The sequence below is a fragment of the Pseudarthrobacter sp. 1C304 genome (genome assembly GCF_052245515.1).
Lineage (GTDB): Bacteria > Actinomycetota > Actinomycetes > Actinomycetales > Micrococcaceae > Arthrobacter.
Map to the genome: position 1 here is coordinate 162,740 of NZ_JBQQCH010000003.1, position 19,619 is coordinate 182,358.

19 protein-coding genes are annotated in these 19,619 nt (G+C 68.3%); 2 read left to right on the top strand and 17 right to left on the bottom strand.

Annotated elements, in window-relative coordinates; all coding sequences use genetic code 11:
• The first annotated feature begins 6 nt into the window (after positions 1-6).
• A complete protein-coding gene (locus tag ACTWQD_RS08265) occupies positions 7-1,269 on the top strand; it encodes a PrsW family intramembrane metalloprotease (protein ID WP_443195673.1) in 1,263 nt (420 codons plus the stop codon).
• Positions 1,270-1,376: 107 nt separating this feature from the next.
• Here the strand turns inward: ACTWQD_RS08265 and nusB are convergent, their stop codons facing one another.
• The 14 genes from nusB to ACTWQD_RS08335 all read right to left on the bottom strand — a co-directional run bounded on the left by nusB (position 1,377) and on the right by ACTWQD_RS08335 (position 15,150).
• Positions 1,377-1,787 (bottom strand): transcription antitermination factor NusB, encoded by a 411-nt coding sequence (gene nusB / locus ACTWQD_RS08270; protein WP_066437703.1) that lies wholly within the window; start codon positions 1,785-1,787, stop codon positions 1,377-1,379.
• The gene (efp, locus tag ACTWQD_RS08275) at positions 1,787-2,350 is read right to left on the bottom strand and encodes an elongation factor P (protein ID WP_443195674.1); all 564 of its coding nucleotides are present in this window, start codon (positions 2,348-2,350) and stop codon (positions 1,787-1,789) included. The genes nusB and efp overlap by 1 nt, the downstream gene beginning before the upstream one ends.
• Positions 2,351-2,528: 178 nt before the next feature.
• Positions 2,529-3,044 (bottom strand): tetratricopeptide repeat protein, encoded by a 516-nt coding sequence (locus ACTWQD_RS08280; RefSeq protein ID WP_443195675.1) that lies wholly within the window; start codon positions 3,042-3,044, stop codon positions 2,529-2,531.
• The gene (aroB, locus tag ACTWQD_RS08285; RefSeq protein WP_443195676.1) at positions 3,044-4,135 is read right to left on the bottom strand and encodes a 3-dehydroquinate synthase; all 1,092 of its coding nucleotides are present in this window, start codon (positions 4,133-4,135) and stop codon (positions 3,044-3,046) included. Before aroB ends, ACTWQD_RS08280 begins: the two co-directional genes overlap by 1 nt.
• Positions 4,132-4,725: a shikimate kinase gene (locus ACTWQD_RS08290; RefSeq protein ID WP_443195677.1), complete on the bottom strand. Its 594-nt coding sequence runs from the start codon at positions 4,723-4,725 to the stop codon at positions 4,132-4,134. The genes aroB and ACTWQD_RS08290 overlap by 4 nt, the downstream gene beginning before the upstream one ends.
• Before the next feature lie 11 nt (positions 4,726-4,736).
• Positions 4,737-5,936 carry a chorismate synthase gene (gene aroC, locus ACTWQD_RS08295; RefSeq protein WP_443195678.1) on the bottom strand — a complete coding sequence of 400 codons (1,200 nt, stop codon included), beginning with the start codon at positions 5,934-5,936 and terminating at the stop codon, positions 4,737-4,739.
• 26 nt (positions 5,937-5,962) lie between these two features.
• Complete coding sequence (locus ACTWQD_RS08300; protein ID WP_443195878.1) at positions 5,963-6,880, bottom strand: shikimate dehydrogenase; 918 nt, start codon at positions 6,878-6,880, stop codon at positions 5,963-5,965.
• Positions 6,877-8,598 (bottom strand): endolytic transglycosylase MltG, encoded by a 1,722-nt coding sequence (mltG, locus tag ACTWQD_RS08305; protein WP_443195679.1) that lies wholly within the window; start codon positions 8,596-8,598, stop codon positions 6,877-6,879. The genes ACTWQD_RS08300 and mltG overlap by 4 nt, the downstream gene beginning before the upstream one ends.
• Positions 8,595-9,194, bottom strand: a complete 600-nt coding sequence (gene ruvX / locus ACTWQD_RS08310; protein WP_443195680.1) for a Holliday junction resolvase RuvX — start codon at positions 9,192-9,194, stop codon at positions 8,595-8,597. Before ruvX ends, mltG begins: the two co-directional genes overlap by 4 nt.
• Positions 9,195-9,204: 10 nt before the next feature.
• Positions 9,205-11,883: an alanine--tRNA ligase gene (gene alaS / locus ACTWQD_RS08315; protein ID WP_443195681.1), complete on the bottom strand. Its 2,679-nt coding sequence runs from the start codon at positions 11,881-11,883 to the stop codon at positions 9,205-9,207.
• A gap of 159 nt (positions 11,884-12,042) precedes the next feature.
• Positions 12,043-12,306 carry a DUF6167 family protein gene (locus ACTWQD_RS08320; protein WP_231728613.1) on the bottom strand — a complete coding sequence of 88 codons (264 nt, stop codon included), beginning with the start codon at positions 12,304-12,306 and terminating at the stop codon, positions 12,043-12,045.
• Between the two features lie 19 nt (positions 12,307-12,325).
• Positions 12,326-12,700: a DUF948 domain-containing protein gene (locus ACTWQD_RS08325; protein ID WP_443195682.1), complete on the bottom strand. Its 375-nt coding sequence runs from the start codon at positions 12,698-12,700 to the stop codon at positions 12,326-12,328.
• Positions 12,701-12,844: 144 nt separating this feature from the next.
• Positions 12,845-13,471, bottom strand: coding sequence for a 30S ribosomal protein S4 (rpsD, locus tag ACTWQD_RS08330; protein ID WP_066437676.1), 627 nt, complete (start codon positions 13,469-13,471; stop codon positions 12,845-12,847).
• A gap of 227 nt (positions 13,472-13,698) precedes the next feature.
• Positions 13,699-15,150 carry a replication-associated recombination protein A gene (locus ACTWQD_RS08335; RefSeq protein WP_443195683.1) on the bottom strand — a complete coding sequence of 484 codons (1,452 nt, stop codon included), beginning with the start codon at positions 15,148-15,150 and terminating at the stop codon, positions 13,699-13,701.
• A gap of 58 nt (positions 15,151-15,208) precedes the next feature.
• On the opposite strand from ACTWQD_RS08335, the gene ACTWQD_RS08340 reads away from it, so the two are divergent.
• A complete protein-coding gene (locus ACTWQD_RS08340) occupies positions 15,209-15,856 on the top strand; it encodes an acVLRF1 family peptidyl-tRNA hydrolase (RefSeq protein WP_443195684.1) in 648 nt (215 codons plus the stop codon).
• Between the two features lie 43 nt (positions 15,857-15,899).
• On the opposite strand, the gene ACTWQD_RS08345 is transcribed toward ACTWQD_RS08340, so the two are convergent.
• The 3 genes from ACTWQD_RS08345 to ACTWQD_RS08355 all read right to left on the bottom strand — a co-directional run bounded on the left by ACTWQD_RS08345 (position 15,900) and on the right by ACTWQD_RS08355 (position 19,334).
• Positions 15,900-16,133 (bottom strand): hypothetical protein, encoded by a 234-nt coding sequence (locus ACTWQD_RS08345; RefSeq protein ID WP_443195685.1) that lies wholly within the window; start codon positions 16,131-16,133, stop codon positions 15,900-15,902.
• Positions 16,134-16,344: 211 nt separating this feature from the next.
• Complete coding sequence (locus tag ACTWQD_RS08350; protein ID WP_443195686.1) at positions 16,345-17,031, bottom strand: hypothetical protein; 687 nt, start codon at positions 17,029-17,031, stop codon at positions 16,345-16,347.
• 551 nt (positions 17,032-17,582) lie between these two features.
• Positions 17,583-19,334, bottom strand: a complete 1,752-nt coding sequence (locus ACTWQD_RS08355) for a DUF222 domain-containing protein (RefSeq protein WP_443195687.1) — start codon at positions 19,332-19,334, stop codon at positions 17,583-17,585.
• Positions 19,335-19,619: the final 285 nt, after the last annotated feature.

Sequence of the window (19,619 nt, forward strand, 5' to 3'; positions counted from 1 at the left end):
GGGACCATGACGATGAACGATCCGCGTCCGGGGCCAGGGCACCCCGGCTACTCCCCCGGCCACCAGCGGCCGCTGCCGCAGCAGGCGAACCCGACCTGGCTGGGGCATGTGCAGCCGGAGTATTACCGGCCGGCGCCGGCCAACAGCTCCGGCCGGCCCGGCCCGGCGCTCCCGCCCGCCCCGCCGGCCGCCCGTGCCCGCCGGGGCTCCGTGTCCGGCCTCCTGGTGGCGGGCGTGTTCCTGGGGTTCTTCAGCCTCTTCCTGGTCCTGCCGTTCCTCCTGGGCAGCACCGGGATCCCCGGCTTCGTGATCGGCTTCATCGCCTCGCTCATTCCCCTGGGGACCGTGCTGCTGACGGTGCGCTTCATTGACCGCTGGGAGCCCGAGCCCCGGCCGTTGCTCTTGTTCGCGTTCGTGTGGGGAGCCGTGGTCTCGATTGCCGTGACCATGATCCTGCAGCCCTACTTTTCGGCCGTGGCCGGGCCGGCCTCGGGGCTGGACTACACGACGTTCGCAGTGACCGTGCAGGCCCCGGTGGTGGAGGAATTCGCCAAGTCCCTGGGCCTGCTGCTGCTCCTGCTCTTCGCCCGGAAGCACTTCGACGGCCCGGTGGACGGCGTGGTGTTTGCGTTCACCATCGCGGCCGGATTCGCGTTCACCGAGAACATCCTCTACTTCGGCCGGGCGATCGCCGAATCCAGCGATCCCGGCACGGAGCTGGCCGTGGTGTTCTTCCTCCGCGGGGTCATGTCGCCGTTCGCCCACGCCATCTTCACCGGCACTACCGGCCTGATCATGGGCTTCGCCGCGCGGCGCTGGCACAACGGCCTGTCCGTGCTGGCGTTCGGCGTCGGCCTGGTCCCGGCCATGCTGCTGCACAGTGCGTGGAACAGCATGGGTGCGAACTTCCTGGCGACGTACATCCTGGTACAGGTGCCGATCTTCCTCCTGGCGGTACTGGTGATCGTGCTGTTGCAGGTCGCCGAGCGCCGCCTGACCCGCCAGCGCCTCAAGGAGTATGCGGCGGCCGGCTGGTTCACCGCGGCGGAGGTGGAGATGCTGGCCACCGGCGCCGGCCGCCGTTCCGCCGTGCGCTGGGCCGGTTCCATCGGCCGGGGCCCGCAGATGAAGGCGCTGGTCCATGCCGCCACCCAGCTCGCCTTCACCCGGCAGCGGATCCTCAGCGGCAGGGACGTCCCGGCGCACCAGCTCGATGAGCGGCAGCAGCTCGCCGAGATCGCCGCGCTCCGCGTCGCCGTCGTGGGCTAATTCCCCGACAGGGACAAAAGAGACAGGGACAAAGACTGGGAGGCCAAAAGAAACCCCGCCCGGGTGACCCGGGCGGGGTTCTTTGTCGCACAGCGCCTACGCCGGCGTCACGCCAGCAGCGAAGGCTTCAGCTGCTGCAGGCGGCCCAGCAGGCCGTTGATGAATGACGGCGACTCGTCCGTGGAGAGGGTCTTGGCCAGCGCCACGGCTTCGCTGACGGCGACGCCGTCGGGCACATCGTCGTTGTAAAGCAGCTCCCAGGTGCCGATCCGCAGGATGATGCGGTCTACGGACGGCATCCGCTCCAGCGTCCAGCCCTGCGAGTAGGTTTCCAGGAACTCGTCGATGGCGCTCTGGTGGGAGATCACGCCCTCGACGATTTCGAGGGTGTACGGATTGACGATCTGGTCCGTCCGCTCCCGGCGGGCCTTCAGCACATCAAACGCCGATACGGAGCGCTGCTCCGCCTCGAAGAGAACATCCAGTGCCCTGTTACGGGCCTTGCCGCGTGCGCTCACTAGTCGTTGACCCGGCCGAGGTAGCTGCCGTCGCGGGTGTCGACCTTGACCTTGGTGTTGTTCTCGACGAACAGGGGCACCTGGATCTCGTAGCCGGTTTCGAGGGTGGCGGGCTTGGTGCCGGCCGAGGAGCGGTCGCCCTGCAGGCCCGGCTCCGTGTAGGTGATCTCGAGCACAACGCTCGGGGGCAGCTCGATGTAGAGCGGGTTGCCCTCGTGGATGGCGATGTTCACCATCTGGTTCTCGAGCATGAAGTTGGTGGCGTCACCGACGGTTGCACCCGGAACGGTGAGCTGGTCGAAGTCGCTCGTGTCCATGAACACGAAGTCCGCGCCGTCCTGGTACAGGTACTGGTAGTCGCGGCGGTCGACCGTGGCGGTCTCGATCTTGAGCCCGGCGTTGAAGGTCTTGTCGACCACCTTGCCGGACATCACGTTGCGCATCTTGGTGCGCACAAACGCGCCGCCCTTGCCTGGCTTGACGTGCTGGAACTCGATGACGTTCCAGAGCTGGCCCTCAAGCTTAAGGACGGTTCCGTTCTTGATGTCGTTAGTGGTTGCCACAGTATCCTTTGGGTTCGTGTCTAGCCGCTTTCAGCTGCCAGCCGGTTATGCCAGGCAAGCAGGCCGAATGGCTGCCAGCGCGTATTTATCAAAAATCCAAGAACCATTCTACCGGTTTTGTCCACGGCCTGCCTTACGGGCCCGTGCGGCGCCCGCGCAGGGGGCTGCGGCAGCGCGGTCAGGAGGCGAGATCCGCCACGTCCCGGGCGCGCCGCAGCGCCACCGTGGAGGCGTAGATCAGGGCCGCGTCGGCGGACCCGGTGACGCGGAGGTCCAGTGCTTTTGTGAAGGATTCGACGGCGGCGGAAATGTTGCCGCTGGCGAAGTAGGCGCGCCCCAGGTGCTGGCGGATGGCGGCCTCGTCCGGCGTCCCATGGGTCTCGGCGAGGAGTTGGCGGAACAGGTCCACGGCCCGGTCCAGGCGGTTGGAGACGCGGAGGATGTCCGCTTCGAAAATCCTCAGGCGCAGCGAGCCGGGATCGGAGTACCGGGCCTCGGCGAGCAGCTCGGCGGCCTCGGCGGCGTGCCCCTCGACCAGGCGGACGAAGATCACGTCGCCGGGGTCGGTCGAGGCGGCCAGCGCCGCGGCGCAGACCTCCTCGTTGACGACCTCCGCGACCAGGCTGTCCGGGTTGATCTTGATCCCCGGGAAGCCCGCGTCCGGCCAGTCACTGGTGCCGCTGGGAAATGCCATCAGGAGGCAATCTCCTGGTACGCGGCGAACAGCAGGGAGGTGTCCGGGACGTCGAGGATGCCAGGCCGGCCGACGCCGTCGAGCACCACGAAGCGCAACAGGTCCCCGCGCGACTTCTTGTCCCGCCGCATGCCGTCGAGCAGAGCCTGCCAGCGGTCGCGCCGGTAGGTGGTGGGAAGCCCCAGGCTCTCCAGGATGCTGCGGTGCCGGTCGGCGTCGGCGTCGCTGAGGCGCCCGACGCTGCGTGCCAGCTCCGCGGCGAACATCATTCCGACGGAGACGGCGGCGCCGTGCCGCCAGGAGTAGCGCTCGGCGAGCTCGATCGCGTGGCCCAGGGTGTGGCCGTAGTTGAGGAATTCGCGCTGCCCGGTTTCCTTGAGGTCCTCGGAGACCACCTTCGCCTTCACGGTGATGGCACGTTCGATGAGTTCGCGGACGGCGTCCGAGCGCGGGTCCGCGACGGCCGCCGGGTCCTGTTCGATCAGGTCCAGGATGGCCGGGTCGGCGATGAAGCCGCACTTGATGACCTCGGCCATGCCGGAGATGACCTCGTTTTTGGGCAGGGTGTCCAGGGTGTCGAGGTCGGCGAGGACCCCGGCCGGCGGGTGGAACGCGCCGACGAGGTTCTTGCCTTCGGCGGTGTTGATCCCGGTTTTGCCCCCGACGGCGGCGTCCACCATGCCGAGCAGGCTCGTGGGCATGTGGATGACCTTGACCCCGCGCAGCCAGGTCGCAGCGACGAAGCCGGCCAGGTCGGTCACGGCCCCGCCGCCGACAGCGACGATGGCGTCCGAGCGGGTGAAGTCGTTCTGTCCCAGCACCTGCCAGCAGAACGAGGCCACCTCGATGTGCTTGCCTTCTTCGGCGTCCGGAATTTCGGCGGTCAGTGCGGTGAAGCCGGCGGCGGTGAGTTCTTCCCGGACGGTGTCACCGGTGAGGCGCAGGGCCCGGGGGTGGATGACCAGGACGCGCCGGACGCGCTCGCCCAGGAGCGCCGGCAGGCCGGCCAGCAGGCCGCGGCCCACCACGACGTCGTAGTTCTCGCCGGGCGTCTGACCGGTGACCTTGATGACGGTTGATTCGGTGATCACTTTTCAACTTCCTTAGTCCGCGCTGCCGTGGGTACGGCCGCGGTTGTGCCGGCCGCGTGTCCGCGCAGCGCTTCTTCGAGCCGGAGCGTGAGGTCCGGGACCGATCCGGTCCGTACGTCCAGCACCAGGTCGGCCAGCCGTTCGTAGACCGGCCGCCGGGTGGCGAACAGCGTCTTCCATCGTGCCATGGCGTCTCCGGCCAGCAGCGGCCGGCCTGAATTCCTGGCGATCCGCTCCGCCACGGTGTCCGCGTCGCATTCGAGGTAGACCACCGTACACTGCTGGAGCAGCTGCTGCGTGCCGGAGTCCAGCACGGCGCCGCCGCCCAGGGAGATGACGGTGCTGGTGCCCTGCGCGTCCTCGATGGCCCGCGCGACGGCCCGGGCCTCGAGTTCCCGGAAGGCATGTTCGCCGCGGCTGGCGAAGATCTCCGCGATGGACCCGTGGCCGGCCACCACCACAGCATCGGTGTCCACATAGCCCGCCCCCAGGTGCTGGGCAAGCTGGTGTCCGATGGCGGATTTGCCCACGGCCATCGGTCCGATCAGGACGATGGGCCGGACAGCGTCCGGCGCCGGCACTGCCGGCATGGCGCCCGCCACTACTGGCCGATCGAGTCCAGGGACGCCGGAATGTTGTCCAGATAACCCTTGATGTTGCGGGCGGTTTCCTGCACGGAGTCGCCGCCGAACTTTTCCATGACGGCCTCGGCCAGGACCAGCGCCACCATGGCCTCGGCCACCACCCCGGCCGCGGGGACGGCACAGACGTCGGAGCGCTGGTGGTGGGCCTTGGCGGCCTCCCCGGTGCTGACGTCAACGGTTTTGAGCGCGCGCGGCACGGTGGCGATCGGCTTCATGGCGGCGCGCACGCGCAGCACATCGCCGATGCTCATGCCCCCTTCGATGCCGCCGGCGCGGTTGGAGGTGCGGATGATGGTCCCGTCGGCGTCCTTGACGATCTCGTCGTGGGCGGCCGAGCCGCGGCGGGATGCGGTGAGGAACCCGTCCCCGACCTCGACGCCCTTGATGGCCTGGATGCCCATCAGGGCGGCGGCCAGCCGTGCGTCGAGGCGGCGGTCCCAGTGGACGTAGCTGCCGAGTCCCGGCGGGAGTCCGTAGGCGAGGACCTCCACCACGCCGCCGAGGGTTTCGCCTTCCTTGTGGGCGACGTCGACCTCGGCGACCATGGCGTCGGAGGTTTCCCGGTCGAAGCAGCGCAACGGATCGGCGTCGAGGGCCAGGACGTTGCCCGGGACAGGCAGCGGCCGGCCTTCCGGAACGGCGGTGCTGGCGATCGAAACCGTGTGGGAGACCAGCTCGATGCCGAGCTGCTTGAGGAATGCGGAGGCTACAGTGCCGAGGGCCACGCGGGTCGCCGTTTCGCGGGCGCTGGCGCGCTCCAGGACGGGCCGGGCCTCGTCGAAACCGTATTTCTGCATGCCGGTGAAATCGGCGTGGCCGGGACGCGGGCGGGTCAGCGGGGCGTTGCGGGCCTGGTTGGCCAGTTCCTCGGGGTCCACCGGGTCGGCGGACATGATCTGCTCCCACTTGGGCCATTCGGTGTTGCCGACCTGGATGGCGACCGGGCCGCCCTGGGTGATGCCGTGGCGGACGCCGCCGAGGATGGTCACCACGTCCTGCTCGAACTTCATCCGCGCGCCGCGGCCGTAGCCGAGGCGGCGGCGGGCCAGTGAATCGGCGATCTGCGCGCTGGTGAGCTCAACACCGGCGGGCACGCCTTCGATAATTCCGACCAGTGCCGGGCCATGGGATTCACCGGCAGTCAACCAACGCAACATAAAATCCATCCTGCCATGTAAGGCGGTTAGAACACCCGTCGGGGCGCCCCGACTGCGTCACACATCACATCTATGACTTCGTCCGGCATGGCGTCCCCCAGGCCGGTGAAGTGGCGGACCTGCTCCACGGCCTGGTAGATGAGCATCTCCAGTCCCGGGACCACCGTGCCGCCGGCTTCCTGCCACGCGGCGGCGATCCGGCTGGGCCAGGGATCGTAGGCGACGTCCAGCAGCACGCCGGGCCGGCCCGCTTCAAGGGAGGATCCGGACCCGCGCTGCCTGAACAGCTGCTCGAGGTCCCCGGCCAGCGGGTCCGCGGCCCGCGGCGGCAGGGTGGAGATGACGACGTCGGCCCCGGCGACGGCGGCCGCCGCGCCGCCCAAGGGAAGAATCCGGACCGGGAGTCCGACGGCGGCAGCGGCAGCCCGCGCCTCCGCGGCGCGGCTGACATCGCGGACGAAGATGTCCGCCGCCGGTGCGTCCAGTTCCTTCAGCGCCGCGAGGGCAGCTGCGGAGGTGCCGCCGCCGCCCAGCACGGCGGCCGTGGGCGCGGACGCGGCACCGGCATGGCGCAGGGCATTGACGATCCCGGCGACGTCGGTGTTGTAGCCCACCAGCCGGCTGGCGCCGGTGCTGTCCCCCGGCATCGCGGGCTCGACGGCGACGGTGTTCACCACGCCCAGGGCCCGGGCAACGCCGCGGACCTCATCCACTTCTTTCAGCATGCCGGTTTTCAGCGGCATGGTGACCGACAGGCCCCGCCAGCTGCCGCCCTGCCGCACGTCCTCCCGGACCCCGGCCATAAAGGCCGGCAGCGCATCCTCGGTCACGTCAATGGCTGTGTATTCCATCGTCACACCCAGGCGAGCGTAGGCGGCACGGTGCAGCGCCGGTGACTTGGAGTGGCTGATGGGGTGCCCGAGCACGGCGGCCCGCAGCGTCATACGCAGCGTCCGGGGTTCTCGTTGCACCAGGCGTTGTAACGGGCGACGTAGGTGTTGTGCTCCGCCAGGGTCTTGGCGAACAGCGTCTCCTTGGTGTCCAGGTTGATTGTCACCCAGTACATGTAGTCGTTGGTCTTCGGCTTGGCCGCCGCGTCGATGGCCGTCTTCCCTGGCGAGCCGATCGGCCCCACCGGGAGCCCCTTGTTCGCGTAGGTGTTGTACGGGTTGGACGCGTCCGCTTTCTGTTCCTCGTCGATGTGGAAGCTCTTGATGCCCAGCCCGTAGGTCACCGTGGCGTCGGACTGGATCAGACCGTTCGTTTCTGTGTTGTCCGGCTTGAGGCGGTTGTAGATGGCACCCGCCACATCGCCGTACTCGGCCTGGCCGCCTTCGGCCTGAACGATGCTGGCGACCGTGACGACGTCGTACTGCTTCTCGGGATCCGTGACGCCCTGGGACACCAGCTCGTCCAGCGTGGTGGAGACGAGCTTCTGCAGCACCTCCTTGGCCGGAGTGCCGAGCGGGAAGCGGTGCTCGCCGGGGGCGAGGAACCCTTCAAGGTTCCTGGCCCTGGACGGTACGCCGAACTGGGCGGGCGAGTCACTGAGTTCCTTGAGCTGGGCGACCGGGACGCCGGTGCCTTCGGAGATGGCCTCAAGGGATTCCCCGATCCGGAGCCCGGCGCTCAGGGCGAAGTACATGACCTTGCCCTGGTCCTTGTTGAGCAGCGCGGCCACTGCATCGGAGTTCTTCATCTCATTGCGCATGGTGAAGTCACCGGGAGCCAGCGCCCCGCCGGAGGCAAGGAAATCCTTGAGGAACGTGTCGGCGTTGGCCACCACGTTCTTCTCCTCGAGTTCAGTGGCCACGGATTTCGGGCCGGCGCCCGGCGGCACGGTGATGACCACCTCGCCGGTTCCGGGGCCGGGGTAGTCGGCCACTTTATCGCTGCCGAGGAGAGGTTTGAGGAACTGCGCGCCGACGGCAAGTGCCACGACGAACACTGAAAGGGTGAGCAGCAGCGCCAGGAAGCGGCGCCGGCGGCGGACCTTCTTGGACGGGCCCTTGGACGTGCGGATGGCGGCACCACCGGCCAGAACTACGCGGCCGTCTTCCTCGTGCTGGTAGTCGGCGGGATAGTTGTCCGCACCGGGATGGCCGTAGGGGGCGTCCCCGGCGGAATGGACGGGATAATGCTCTGCATCATGGTCGTGGGCGTCATGGCCGTGATCAAGGCCGGTCACTGCGCCGGCATACTCATGCACGGGTTCCGCGTGGACCGGCTCCGCAGGCGCGGGCTCGTAGTGGTGAGGCTCGTCATGCACGGGATGCCCATGCACGGGCTCTTCATACACCGGCTGCTCAGACGCCGCCTCGCCGTGCACGGGCTGTTCGTGCGCTGCTTCCTCATGCGCTGTCTCTTCATGCACGGTGGGGGCCGCCGGCGGCAGGTCCGGGGCGTTGGCAGCCTGGACCGGTTCCGGGCGGACGGGTTCCGGCCGGACAGGCCCGGGTCCGGAGGCAGCATCCCGTCCGGACACGGCGTTGAGCCCGGCGGGCGGGGTGTCCGCGGCGGACTGGAAAGCCTGGGGCGGGATCACGTCCTGCCCCTGCGTCGCCTGGGACTTTTCCTGCGCCCTGATCTCCTTGCGCGTCAGCGGTCGGCCGGCGCCGCCGTAAGCATCGCTGGAGGGATCGTCACTGTTGACCGGGCTCACTGTAGCCTTCCATTTTGGGCAGAATGCGTGTGTGCAGATTGCATGTCCGTTGCGGGTCCGGCCTGAGCGCCGTCCCCGGTCGGCCCCGGTGAGGACTCCGCGATCACGCGGCGTCCTACATCCGTCCCCCTGGCCTTTTGCATATCGATCGCATGCTGCAGGATACCTGCGGCCGCAACCTGATCAACTACCTTACGGTGGTTCCGGCTGCTCATGCCAGCTTCGTGCAGGTTGCGGTGTGCTGTCACGGTGCTCAGCCGCTCGTCGACCAGCAGCACCGGAACCTCGGAACCGCACTCCCCCAGTTTACCCGCCAGTAGCTCTGCGTAGTCTGAGGCCATCCGGGCGGAGGCATGTTCCTCGCCCTTCATGGTCCGCGGCAGGCCGACAAAAATCTGCACAGCACCAAGCTCTACAGCCAGCTCCGCGAGGATCCGCACGTCGGTATTCTTCTTCGTGTTCCGCTCCAGCGTGCGGAGCGGGGTGGCCAGGATGCCGTCGCGGTCGCAGACCGCGACGCCAACCCGGACGGTGCCGACGTCGATCCCCAGTTTCACGCCCCGGGGGTAGTCGCCGGGCACAGCAGCTTCGTTCATTGTCCGTCCGTTATCGCCGGGTGATGGCGTCCACGACGGCGGCGAGGGCCGCACCGACCTGGGTGGCGTCAGTGCCGCCGCCCTGGGCAACGTCGTCCTTGCCGCCACCGCCGCCGCCGAGGATCCCGGCAGCGAGGCGTACCAGCGCTCCTGCCTTGACGCCTGCCGCCCGGGCGGCCTCGTTCGTGGCGATCAGGACGACCGGCCGGTCGTTGCTGGCACCGGCAACCGCGACGGTTGCCGGCTCGGAGCCGAGACGGGTCCGCAGGTCCAGGGCGAGGCCCCGCAGGTCGTCGGCGCCGCTGACCTGGCCGGCGTCGTGCGCGATGACCTTGACGCCGGCGGCGTCCTTGGCGGTTCCTACGAGCTGCGCAGCGGCCGCCGTGAGCTGCTCCTTGCGCAGCCGGTCGAGTTCCTTCTCGGCAGCCTTGAGCTTGGTCAACGTGCTGGCGATCCGGTCCGCGAGGAGCCCGGACGGAACCTTCAGCATGTCCGTGAGCTCCGTGACCAGCGCGCGTTCGGCGGCGAGGTGCCGGAAAGCGTCCATGCCCACGAAGGCTTCGACGCGGCGGTTTCCCGATCCCACTGACTGTTCGCCCAGGAGGGACAGGCTGCCGATCAGCGAGGTGTTGTCGACGTGCGTGCCCCCGCAGAGCTCGCGGGACCAGGCGCCGTCGATCTCCACGACGCGCACTTCGTTGCCGTAGTTCTCGCCGAAGAGTGCCATGGCGCCGAGGGCCTTGGCCTCGGCGAGGCCCATCACCTTGGTTTCCACCCGGTAGTTGTTGCGGATGGCGATGTTGGAGACTTCCTCGATCTCGGAGCGGGTGGCCGCGCTCAGGCCCTCGCCCCAGGCGAAGTCGAAGCGCAGGTAGCCGGCCTTATTGAAAGAGCCGCGCTGCAAAGCCTCCGGGCCGAGGATCTGGTGCAGCGCTGCGTGCACGATGTGCGTTCCCGTGTGGGCCTGCTCGGCGGCGTGCCGGCGTTCCCGGTCGACGGCCGCCTGCACGAGGGAGTCAGCGCCGATTTCGCCTTCGCGGACGATTGCTTTGTGCACGCTCAGGCCCTTGACCGGACGCTGGACGTCGAGGACCTCGACGACGAACCCGTCTCCGGTGATCAGGCCGGTATCGGCGGCCTGGCCGCCGGCCTCGGCGTAGAACGGAGTCTCGGCGAGGACCAGCTCGATTTCCTCGCCGGTGGACGCCTGCGAGACTTTGCGGCCGCCGGCCAGGATGCCGCGGACCTTGGATTCGCCGGTGAGTTCGGTGTAGCCGGTGAAGACGGTTTCGCCGGCGGAGAGCAGCTCCTGGAAGGCGCTGAGGTCCGCGTGGGAGCCCTTCTTGCCCTTCGCGTCGGCCTGGGCCCGCTGGCGCTGTTCCAGCATGAGCTTGCGGAACTCCGGCTCGTCGACCTTCAGGCCGGCTTCTTCGGCCATTTCGAGGGTGAGGTCGATCGGGAAGCCGTAGGTGTCGTGCAGGGCGAAAGCGTCGGCTCCGGAGAGGGGCTGGTTGGCGGCCTTGGATTCCTTGACGGCGTCCTCAAGGCGGGCGGTGCCGGAGGCGATGGTGCGCAGGAACGCCTTTTCCTCGGCGTAGGCGATCCGGCTGATCCGGTCGAAGTCCGTCTCCACAATCGGGTAGACGCCCTTCATGGCGTCGCGGGACGCGGGCAGCAGTTCCGGCAGGCAGGCCTTCTCCACGCCGAGCAGGCGCATGGAGCGCACAGCGCGGCGGATCAGCCGGCGCAGCACGTAGCCGCGACCTTCGTTGGAGGGTGTGACGCCGTCGGCGATCAGCATGAGGGAGGAGCGGATGTGGTCGGCGACGACGCGCATGCGGACGTCGTCGGTGTGGTGCGGGTCCTCGGCCGTCTCGGCAGAGGTGTATTCCTTGCCGGAAAGCGCGGCGGCCTTGTCGATCACAGGGCGGACCTGGTCGGTCTCGTACATGTTCTCGACGTCCTGCAGGATCATCGCGAGGCGTTCCATGCCGAGGCCGGTGTCGATGTTCTTCTTGGGCAGTTCGCCGGTGATGTCGAAGTCCACCTTGGAGCGGACGTTGTCGATCTGGTACTGCATGAACACGAGGTTCCAGATCTCCACGTAGCGGTTCTCGTCCGCGATCGGTCCGCCCTCGACGCCGTAGGACGGTCCGCGGTCGTAGTAGATTTCGGAGCAGGGGCCGGCCGGGCCGGGCTGGCCGGTGGACCAGTAGTTGTCCGCCTTGCCCATCCGCTGGATCCGTTCGGCGGGCATGCCGGTGTTCTTCAGCCAGAGCTGCTCGGCCTCGTCGTCCTCTTCGTAGACGGTGACCCAGAGCCGCTCGGGCGGCAGCCCGTAGCCGCCGTCGTCAACGCTGGTGGTGAGCAGCTCCCAGGCAAATTTGATGGCGTCTTCCTTGAAGTAGTCGCCAAAGGAGAAGTTTCCGCACATCTGGAAGAAGGTGCCGTGCCGTGCGGTCTTGCCGACTTCCTCGATGTCACCGGTCCGGATGCACTTCTGCACGCTGGTGGCCCGGCTGTAGGGCGCTTCCTCGCGGGCTGTCAGATACGGAATGAACGGGACCATGCCGGCCACCGTGAACAGCAGGGAAGGGTCGCTGGAGACCAGGGAGGCGGAGGGAACCGCCGTGTGGCCCTTGCTGACAAAAAAGTCGATCCAGCGCTTGGTGATCTCCTGCGACTTCATGAGCTGATTACTTACCCTTCAATATTCACTGCGTGTATGTTCACTGCGTTTAGTTTCAGTGTGTCTATGGTTTCCGCGGTCGCCCCGCGGAACCCTCCGGGCCGGCGGCCGAGCCGGCGGCGGCCCCGTAGGGTGCCGCCGCTTCTTATTCTCTCGCGGCTAGCGCCGGACTGCATCCTTGCCGGCAGCCTGCTCCAGGCGGGCGTCGAGGCCGCTGTCCAGGCCGAGGGCGCCGCGGAGTTCGGTTTCGCGCTCGTTCATGCCAGCCCGGACGGCGTCGGCGAAGTCGTACACGCCATCGGCAAGCCGCCCGACGGCCCGGTTGAGGCCCTCGGGTCCCAGGTTGGACTGCGCCTCGGTGATCTTGCGGAAGGCGATGACGCCGATGGCGACGCCGATTCCCATCCAGATGATTCTGTTCATGTCAGGGTCTCCCGGTGGGTTAGCGGCTGCGGCGGCCGGTGGCGGGCTTTTTGCGGGCGCTGAAGGCCGCGCGCACGCCATAGCTGAAGGACGCGACCTTGATCAGCGGCGAACCGACCGTGGCGGCCATCAGCGAGGACAGGGCCGAGATGTTGGCGGACGCGTCGGAGACGTTGTTCGCGATCCCGTCGACCTTCTTGAGCTGCTCGTTGGTGGTGGAGACGGTGGCGGTGACCTCGTCCATCAGCGGGGTGGCGCCGTCGCTGATGGATCGGATGGAGGTCCGCATTTCGTCAAACACTCCCCCGAGCTTGAGAATCGGCACTGCCAGCAGCAGGACCAGCAGTGCGAACACTCCGGCCGCGATCAGGCCGGCAATATCGCCACCAGTCATAGTCGTTCATCTCCTTGTTGCGTCGTTTTCTGCGGGTGCTGCCGGCGGATAAAACCGGCAACCGCAGAACTCCCCCCAGTACCTTACATACAAAGAAGCCCGTGGCGCGTGCCACGGGCTTCTTTGTATGGTGTCGCATTGGATCTAGCGTGCGTAGAATTCCACAACGAGCTGCTCTTCGCAGGTCACGGGGACCTCGGAGCGCTTGGGGCGACGGACCAGGCGTGCCTGCAGGGCGTCAAGCTTGACGTCCAGGTAGGCCGGAACCATCGGCAGGACGTCGCGGTGTGCGCCGGCTGCTGCAACCTGGAACGGCGGCATGGTTTCGCTGCGGCTGTGAACGTGGATCAGCTGACCCTCGGAGACGCGGAACGACGGGCGGTCAACGCGGATGCCGTCAACCAGGATGTGGCGGTGGACAACCAGCTGGCGGGCCTGGGCGATGGTGCGGGCGAAGCCGGCACGCAGCACGAGGGCGTCGAGACGCATTTCGAGCAGTTCGATCAGGTTTTCACCGGTCAGGCCCTTGGTGCGGCGTGCTTCTTCGAAGGCACGGGTCATCTGGGCTTCGCGGATGCCGTACTGGGCGCGCAGGCGCTGCTTTTCGCGCAGACGTACGGCGTAGTCGGAGTCCTGCTTCTTGCGGGCACGGCCATGCTCACCGGGGCCGTACGGGCGGCGCTCCATGTACTTGGCGGCCTTGGGGGTCAGAGCAATGCCGAGTGCACGCGAGAGGCGTGCGGTACGGCGAGCACGAGTGTTGTTAGCCACTTGTGTCCTTCCAATATCTGCGGTGTGTCAGTGTTACTGGCCTCCACGATGGAGAGCATCGGCCAACCGCTGCCTTTTGCTACTGGGCACAGGGCAAACCCATCTCAACAGCACCAAGTGCCGGAAAGCGGTGGATTGTGCGTCTGTGCCTTGCCAGACAACGAACAATCCTAGCACGCCGGTACCGCCGGGCCGTTCCGGGTCCACGGCGGCACTGGGCCTGCCGGCTATTTGCCGCGGATGATCCTGCGCAGCCGCTCCAGCCGCGTGGCGATGTCGCGTTCGGCTCCGTTGGCGGTCGGTTCGTAGTAGTTGCGCCCCACGAGGTCGTCCGGCGGGTACTGCTGCGCGGCCACCGAGTGGGGTGCGTCGTGCGCGTATTTGTAGCCCTTCCCGTGGCCCAGCTGCTTGGAGCCCGGATAGTGGGCGTCGCGCAGGTGTGCGGGGATGCCATTGCCCAGGCCGGCACGGACATCGGCGATCGCCTGGTTGATCCCCATGTAGGCGGCGTTGGATTTGGGCGCGGTGGCGAGGTGCACCACTGCCTCCGCCAGGATGATCCGGCCCTCGGGCATGCCGATCAGCTGGACGGCCTGGGCGGCGGCGACGGCGGTCTGCAGCGCCGTCGGATCAGCCATTCCCACGTCCTCGGCCGCGGAGATGACAATCCGGCGGGCCACGAACCGGGGATCCTCCCCTGCCTCGAGCATCCGGGCAAGGTAGTGAAGGGCGGCGTCGACGTCGGAACCCCGGATGGACTTGATAAAGGCACTGGCGACGTCGTAGTGCTGGTCACCGGCACGGTCATAGCGCACGGAGGCGACGTCCAGGGCGCGTTCGGTGTGCTTGAGTTCGATTTTCACCGGCGGCGCCTCGGCAGCTGCGCCGGCGTCGGTCCCGGCAATGCCGTCGGGGTCGACGTCGTCCGCGTCCCCGAAAGCGACGCCGGCCGCCGCCTCCAGCGCCGTCAGCGCACGCCGGGCGTCGCCCCCGGAGAGCCGGACCAGGTGCGCCAGCGCCTCGTCGTCGAGTTCCACCCTGCCTCCGAGTCCGCGGTCATCCGTTGCGGCCCGCACCAACAGGCCCTCGACGTCGGCATCGGTGAGCGGTTTTAACGTCAGCAGCAGGGACCGGGACAGCAGCGGCGACACGACCGAGAAGGAGGGGTTCTCGGTGGTCGCGGCCACCAGGACCACCCACCGGTTCTCGACGCCCGGAAGCAGCGCGTCCTGCTGGGCCTTGTTGAAGCGGTGGATCTCGTCGAGGAACAGCACCGTGGTGGTCTTGAAGAGGTCTCGGGCTGTGAGGGCCTCGTCCATCACGCGGCGGACGTCCTTGACGCCGGCGGTGATGGCGGAGAGTTCAACGAACTTCCGCCCGGGGCCCTTGGCGATGACGTGGGCCAGGGTGGTCTTTCCGGTTCCGGGAGGTCCCCAGAGGATCAATGAACTGGGGCCCGCGGGGCCAGTAGCGTCCGTGCCTGCTGCGAGCTGGCGCAGCGGCGAGCCCTGCCCGAGGAGGTGCTGCTGGCCCACCACGTCGTCAAGGGTCCGCGGCCGCATCCGGACGGCCAGTGGACTGCGGGGGGACACCCGGCGGCTGTCGCCGGACTCCCCGGCGTCGCCTTCATCCTCGGGAGCGGCGGCGCCGTCCCGTCCTGCGCCAAAAAGATCATCCACATAGATAGGCTACTTCTAGTTCCCGCCTGCCCCGACAACGACAATGGAGACATCCGCCATGACCACCACCGAGACCCGTGTGGCGTTCGTCTCCGGCGCCCGGCTGCCTGGCTGGGTGGAGCGCTTCGCCGCGAGCCACGGCGGCTTGGTCGAAGAAGAGCTCGACGCCGGGCTGCAGCTGAGCGCCGCGGACGGCGCGGTGGCGCTGCTGCAGGCGCCGTGGCCTGAGGACGGGCGGCCCGGGCGCGGCACCGATGCCGTGGGCCGCCTTGCCGCCCTGGCGTCCCAGCCCCGGAGCATGGGCGCGGTGCTGGTCCGACGCGGCGGTTACTCCGTGGCCGTGGTCAGCGGCGGGTCAGTTCTCGCCTCCAAGACCGGCACCCGCCATGTCCAGTCGCGGACGGCGGCCGGCGGCTGGTCCCAGCAGCGCTTTGCACGGCGGCGTGCCAACCAGGCCGACGCCCTCGTGGAGGCCGTGGCCGGCCATGCCGCACGCATCTTCGCGGACCACCGGATCGAGTACGTGGCGCCCGGCGGCGATAGGACCCTGGCCGAACAAGTCCTGGCGGAACCGATACTGAAGCAGTACGCCGGACGGCCGCGGCTGGCCTTCCTCGACGTCCCGGATCCGCGCGCCGCGGTGCTGAAGAAGGCCGCCGCAGACCTCTGCGCCGTGCGGATCCTGGTGACGGATCCGCCGGCGTAGCGGCTGCGACAGCCTGGGACCGGCCCCGGCGGCGGGGCCAAACCTACTTGCGTGGCGGAGCTGCACGAAGGCGCGACGCCAACACCAGGCCCGCGGCGATCTGCAGGGCGCTCACGGCCCGGGTCAAGCCGGGGTGCTCGGCCCACATACGCATGCACTTGCGCCATGGTTCCGGCCCGAACTCCCACCGGGTCGAGTGCTGCACGGGAAACACCACTCCGAGGACACCGTCACCGATGGCCATCATTGCTACGGATTCCGCGAGAACAACTTTCATGGGAAGCCTCCATTCGCATTGCGTATGCCCGACGGCTGGCACGGCAACCTGGCCGTTGGGGCACACGCCAGCGTTCACTTTCGTTTGGTCAGGACGATGTGGCACACCGGTTTGATGATTCTGATTTTTCTCCTCCATCAACCGGGGGTCCCAGTGCTGAAAGGCCCTGTCCCATCAGCTTCCAGATCAGCTGCCCGCACGCGCCGCAGTGTCAGGCGTGGTTGCGGCGGGTCTGCCACGCCGCGAAGGCCAGCCACCCCGACCAGACTGTCACCAGGGTCGCAGCGCCGGCCACGAGGCCAGTCCACTGAAGACCGTCCGCCGCGTCGGACAGCAGCGCAAATCCGCCCCACAGAGCCCCCGCCGAGACGATAAGCGTTAGAAGTCCGCCCAGGACGTCTGCATCCCTGGTCCGGCCGCGGCTCAGCCCCACAACGAGGTCCAGGGCCAAAATCAGAACGAGGGCCGCGCCCATGCCCAGCGGGTAGGAGCTGAAGCTCCCAGTGAATCCTTGGGCACCTGCCCAGAGGATGAAGATGACGAGCCCGGCCAGCAGGGAGAGCGCCTTGACCACGGCTGCTGTGGCGCCGAGGCGTGCCGGCCGGCGTTGCGTGTCGTGGCGCCGGCGTGGGATGTAGTCCCACGCCGCCCTGGTCAGCCGGGCACTGACGAAGCCGGCCATGACGGTCAACAAAAGGGGCACAACGATTGGTGTGACACGGTTGTTGCTGATTGCCCACAAAGCGGCCAGCAATGCGGTGAACACTTGGGGCGTGGCCGCAATACCCAGCCACCAGCCAGTCAGGTACTCCTTGCGGGCCCCTGGCAGGTCCAAGGGATGGACGTAGAAATGTTGCTCTGGGTCGGGCAGTTGGACCTGTTCTTCAATCGGTTTCACGGAGTCCTCCAAGGCACGTGATCGATATATGGCGGGCGAAGGCCCGAGCGGGAAATCTCGTAGACCTTTTGGCGCGAGACACCGAGTTCACCTGCCACAGTGACAGCGCTGTAGTCATCGAGTAGCTCAGTTACGGCTTCCGATCGGATACCGGATGCCCGGGAATTCAGGTGTGCCGCCAAAGCGCTTACCTCCGCCGAGAGGAGCGCAACGGCCAACGCCCCGCCGAATGGCTCCGCCCAGCCGCGGCTGCGCTGCCGGGCGGCGTTATACAGAGCGTCTCCGCCGTCGGAGAGGACTTCGAGCACCTGGTCCGGCCCGACTCCTGCGGCTATGAACCGCGCTGCGGCAGCAGATAGTGAGCCGTCGGCCTCCGTGCGGTGGGACAGGGCGGAACGCCATGCCCTGCCGATCACGTCACCAGGCGGGCTGTCACCCCGGGGATTACTCATGGCATCAGAATGGGGCAGTTCACCAGATCCGTCAACCCCGGGGCGACACCGCGAGGGTGCCGTCCCATTCCGGAGCAACCTTGCCCGCGCCGCCTGTGGTCAAGCGGCGGTGAACTGGAACCAGCCCGCGAAGGGGTCGGGAGGCGGCTCCTGTTCCGGACACCACCCTGCTTCGGGTGGTAGTCCCGGATCAAGCAGGGCGCCAGGTTCGCAGCCAGGGAACCCAGTCTCGACCTGATCCCAGTCCGCGCCAGAATCCGGGCGCCAGCCTTGGTCCAGCGGTGTGCCGGGGTCCGGGCACCTGCGTTGGTCCAGCGGCGTGCCGGGGTCCGGGCACCAGCCTTGGTCCAGCGGCGTGCCGGGGTCCGGGCACCAGCCTTGGTCCAGCGGCGTGCCGGGGTCCGGGCACCAGCCTTGGTCCAGCGGCGTGCCGGGGTCCGGGCACCAGCCTTGGTCCAGCGGCGTGCCGGGGTCCCGGATTGCGCCGGTGAGTGGGATGGTGTTCGGCCAGTGGGGTGGTTCCCAGTCCTGGTGTTCGCTGGGGTAGGTCCGTCCGGTCGGTGAGGTCCAGCCGGGCGGGCTGGTCGTGGTGGCTCCGGCCGGGGTCCAGGCGGTGGTGTGTTTGAGGCGGTGGTGTTTGCGGCACGGCTGGCCAAGGTTGGCGATCCCGGTGGTGCCGCCATCGGCCCAAGCCAACAAGTGGTCCGCATCGTTGTCCAGGGAAGCGTTGTTACAGGCCGGGAAGGAGCATTTAGCGTCGCGAAGCCGCAGCCACTGCCGCAGGGCCTTGGTGACCCGGTAACTGGTCCGCCCGATCTCCAGCGGCGCCCCGTCCCGCGGATCCACCAGGACCCGGTGAAACGAATCCGCACCGCCAGCCACCAGGCGGCGGGCCATGGACGGCGGAATCGGCCCGTACCCATCCAGCATCGCCGGTTCCTCCGTCACCCCCAGCAGCGACATCACCGGCACAGTGACCAGAACCTGCGCCCGCGGCACCGGCACACCACCACCCACAACACCCCCACCCACAACATCCCGGCGCACGGTGTCCCCGCGCATGATGTCCCCGCCTGCGGCCGGGACTTCATCAATGCCGTGTCCGGGAGCGGCCGTTCCGCCAGAAATCCCAGCTGCCCCGCCGGTGCTGCCAGTGCCTTCGCCGGCCCCGCCGCCTGCAGCGTTGCCCGTCCCGTTGCCGGTGTTGCCGTTGAGGAGGAGGGTGGCGGCGACGTCGGCGCGGAGCTGGGTCAGGGTCCGCGGCTCCTCCGGGCCCTGCAGCGCCCTCGCCCCGGCGGTGGTCCGGTTCCAGATCCCCGCCGCGGTCTCCGCCGGAAGGTACGCGTTGAACCAGGCCATCCCGTCGTTGTCCGGAACGAACTCCACCCTCCGGTCCGCCGCGCACTTCCTGTGCCGGATTTCGATGCTCACCGGATGGTGGCGTTCCCGCCACGTGCGGGCCTTGGCCCGGAACCGTCCCGGGACCAGCTCCCCGGCCGGGCACCCCCGGGCCGGGTCCGGTACGGCCGGGTCCAGGAAATGCGCCTCCAGCGCCGCCGCCCCCGCGGCGTCCAGATTCGCCGTCTCGTCCACCATCACCCGGGCATGCTGCCACGACAGCGACCCGTCCCCCAACGCCGCCAAAGTCAGCGGCAGCCGCGCGGTCAACGCCACACACTCACCCAGAAACGCCCCGGCCGAACGCTCCGACACCGTCAGCACACCCGCGACCTCGGCCACCTCCGCCATCTCCTGCGCCGTGCCGCACGCCTCGGGCGCCGCCAACGCCTCGCTGGTGTGCAGGTACTCCCCGGCGACCAGGACCTTCAACGCCGCGCTCTGCGCCTCCACCCGAGCAAGCCCCGCCAAACCGTCCAGGCACGCATCCGCCAGATCCCGCAACGGATCCCCACCCTCCAACAGCCCAGAACCATCGTCTGGAGAACCGCCCTCAGAACGGCCGCCGGGAGGACCGCCGGCAGGAAGACCGGACGCGCCCGCGCCCATCGAGGCAGCCAGCGCCGCAGCGGACGCGGCCAAAGCCTCCGCCGCCTCCCGAACCTCGCTACTAAAAACCGCTGGGCTGAAAACCACCTTGTTTTCCATACCCACATCGTCTCAAGGGGCACTGACAAT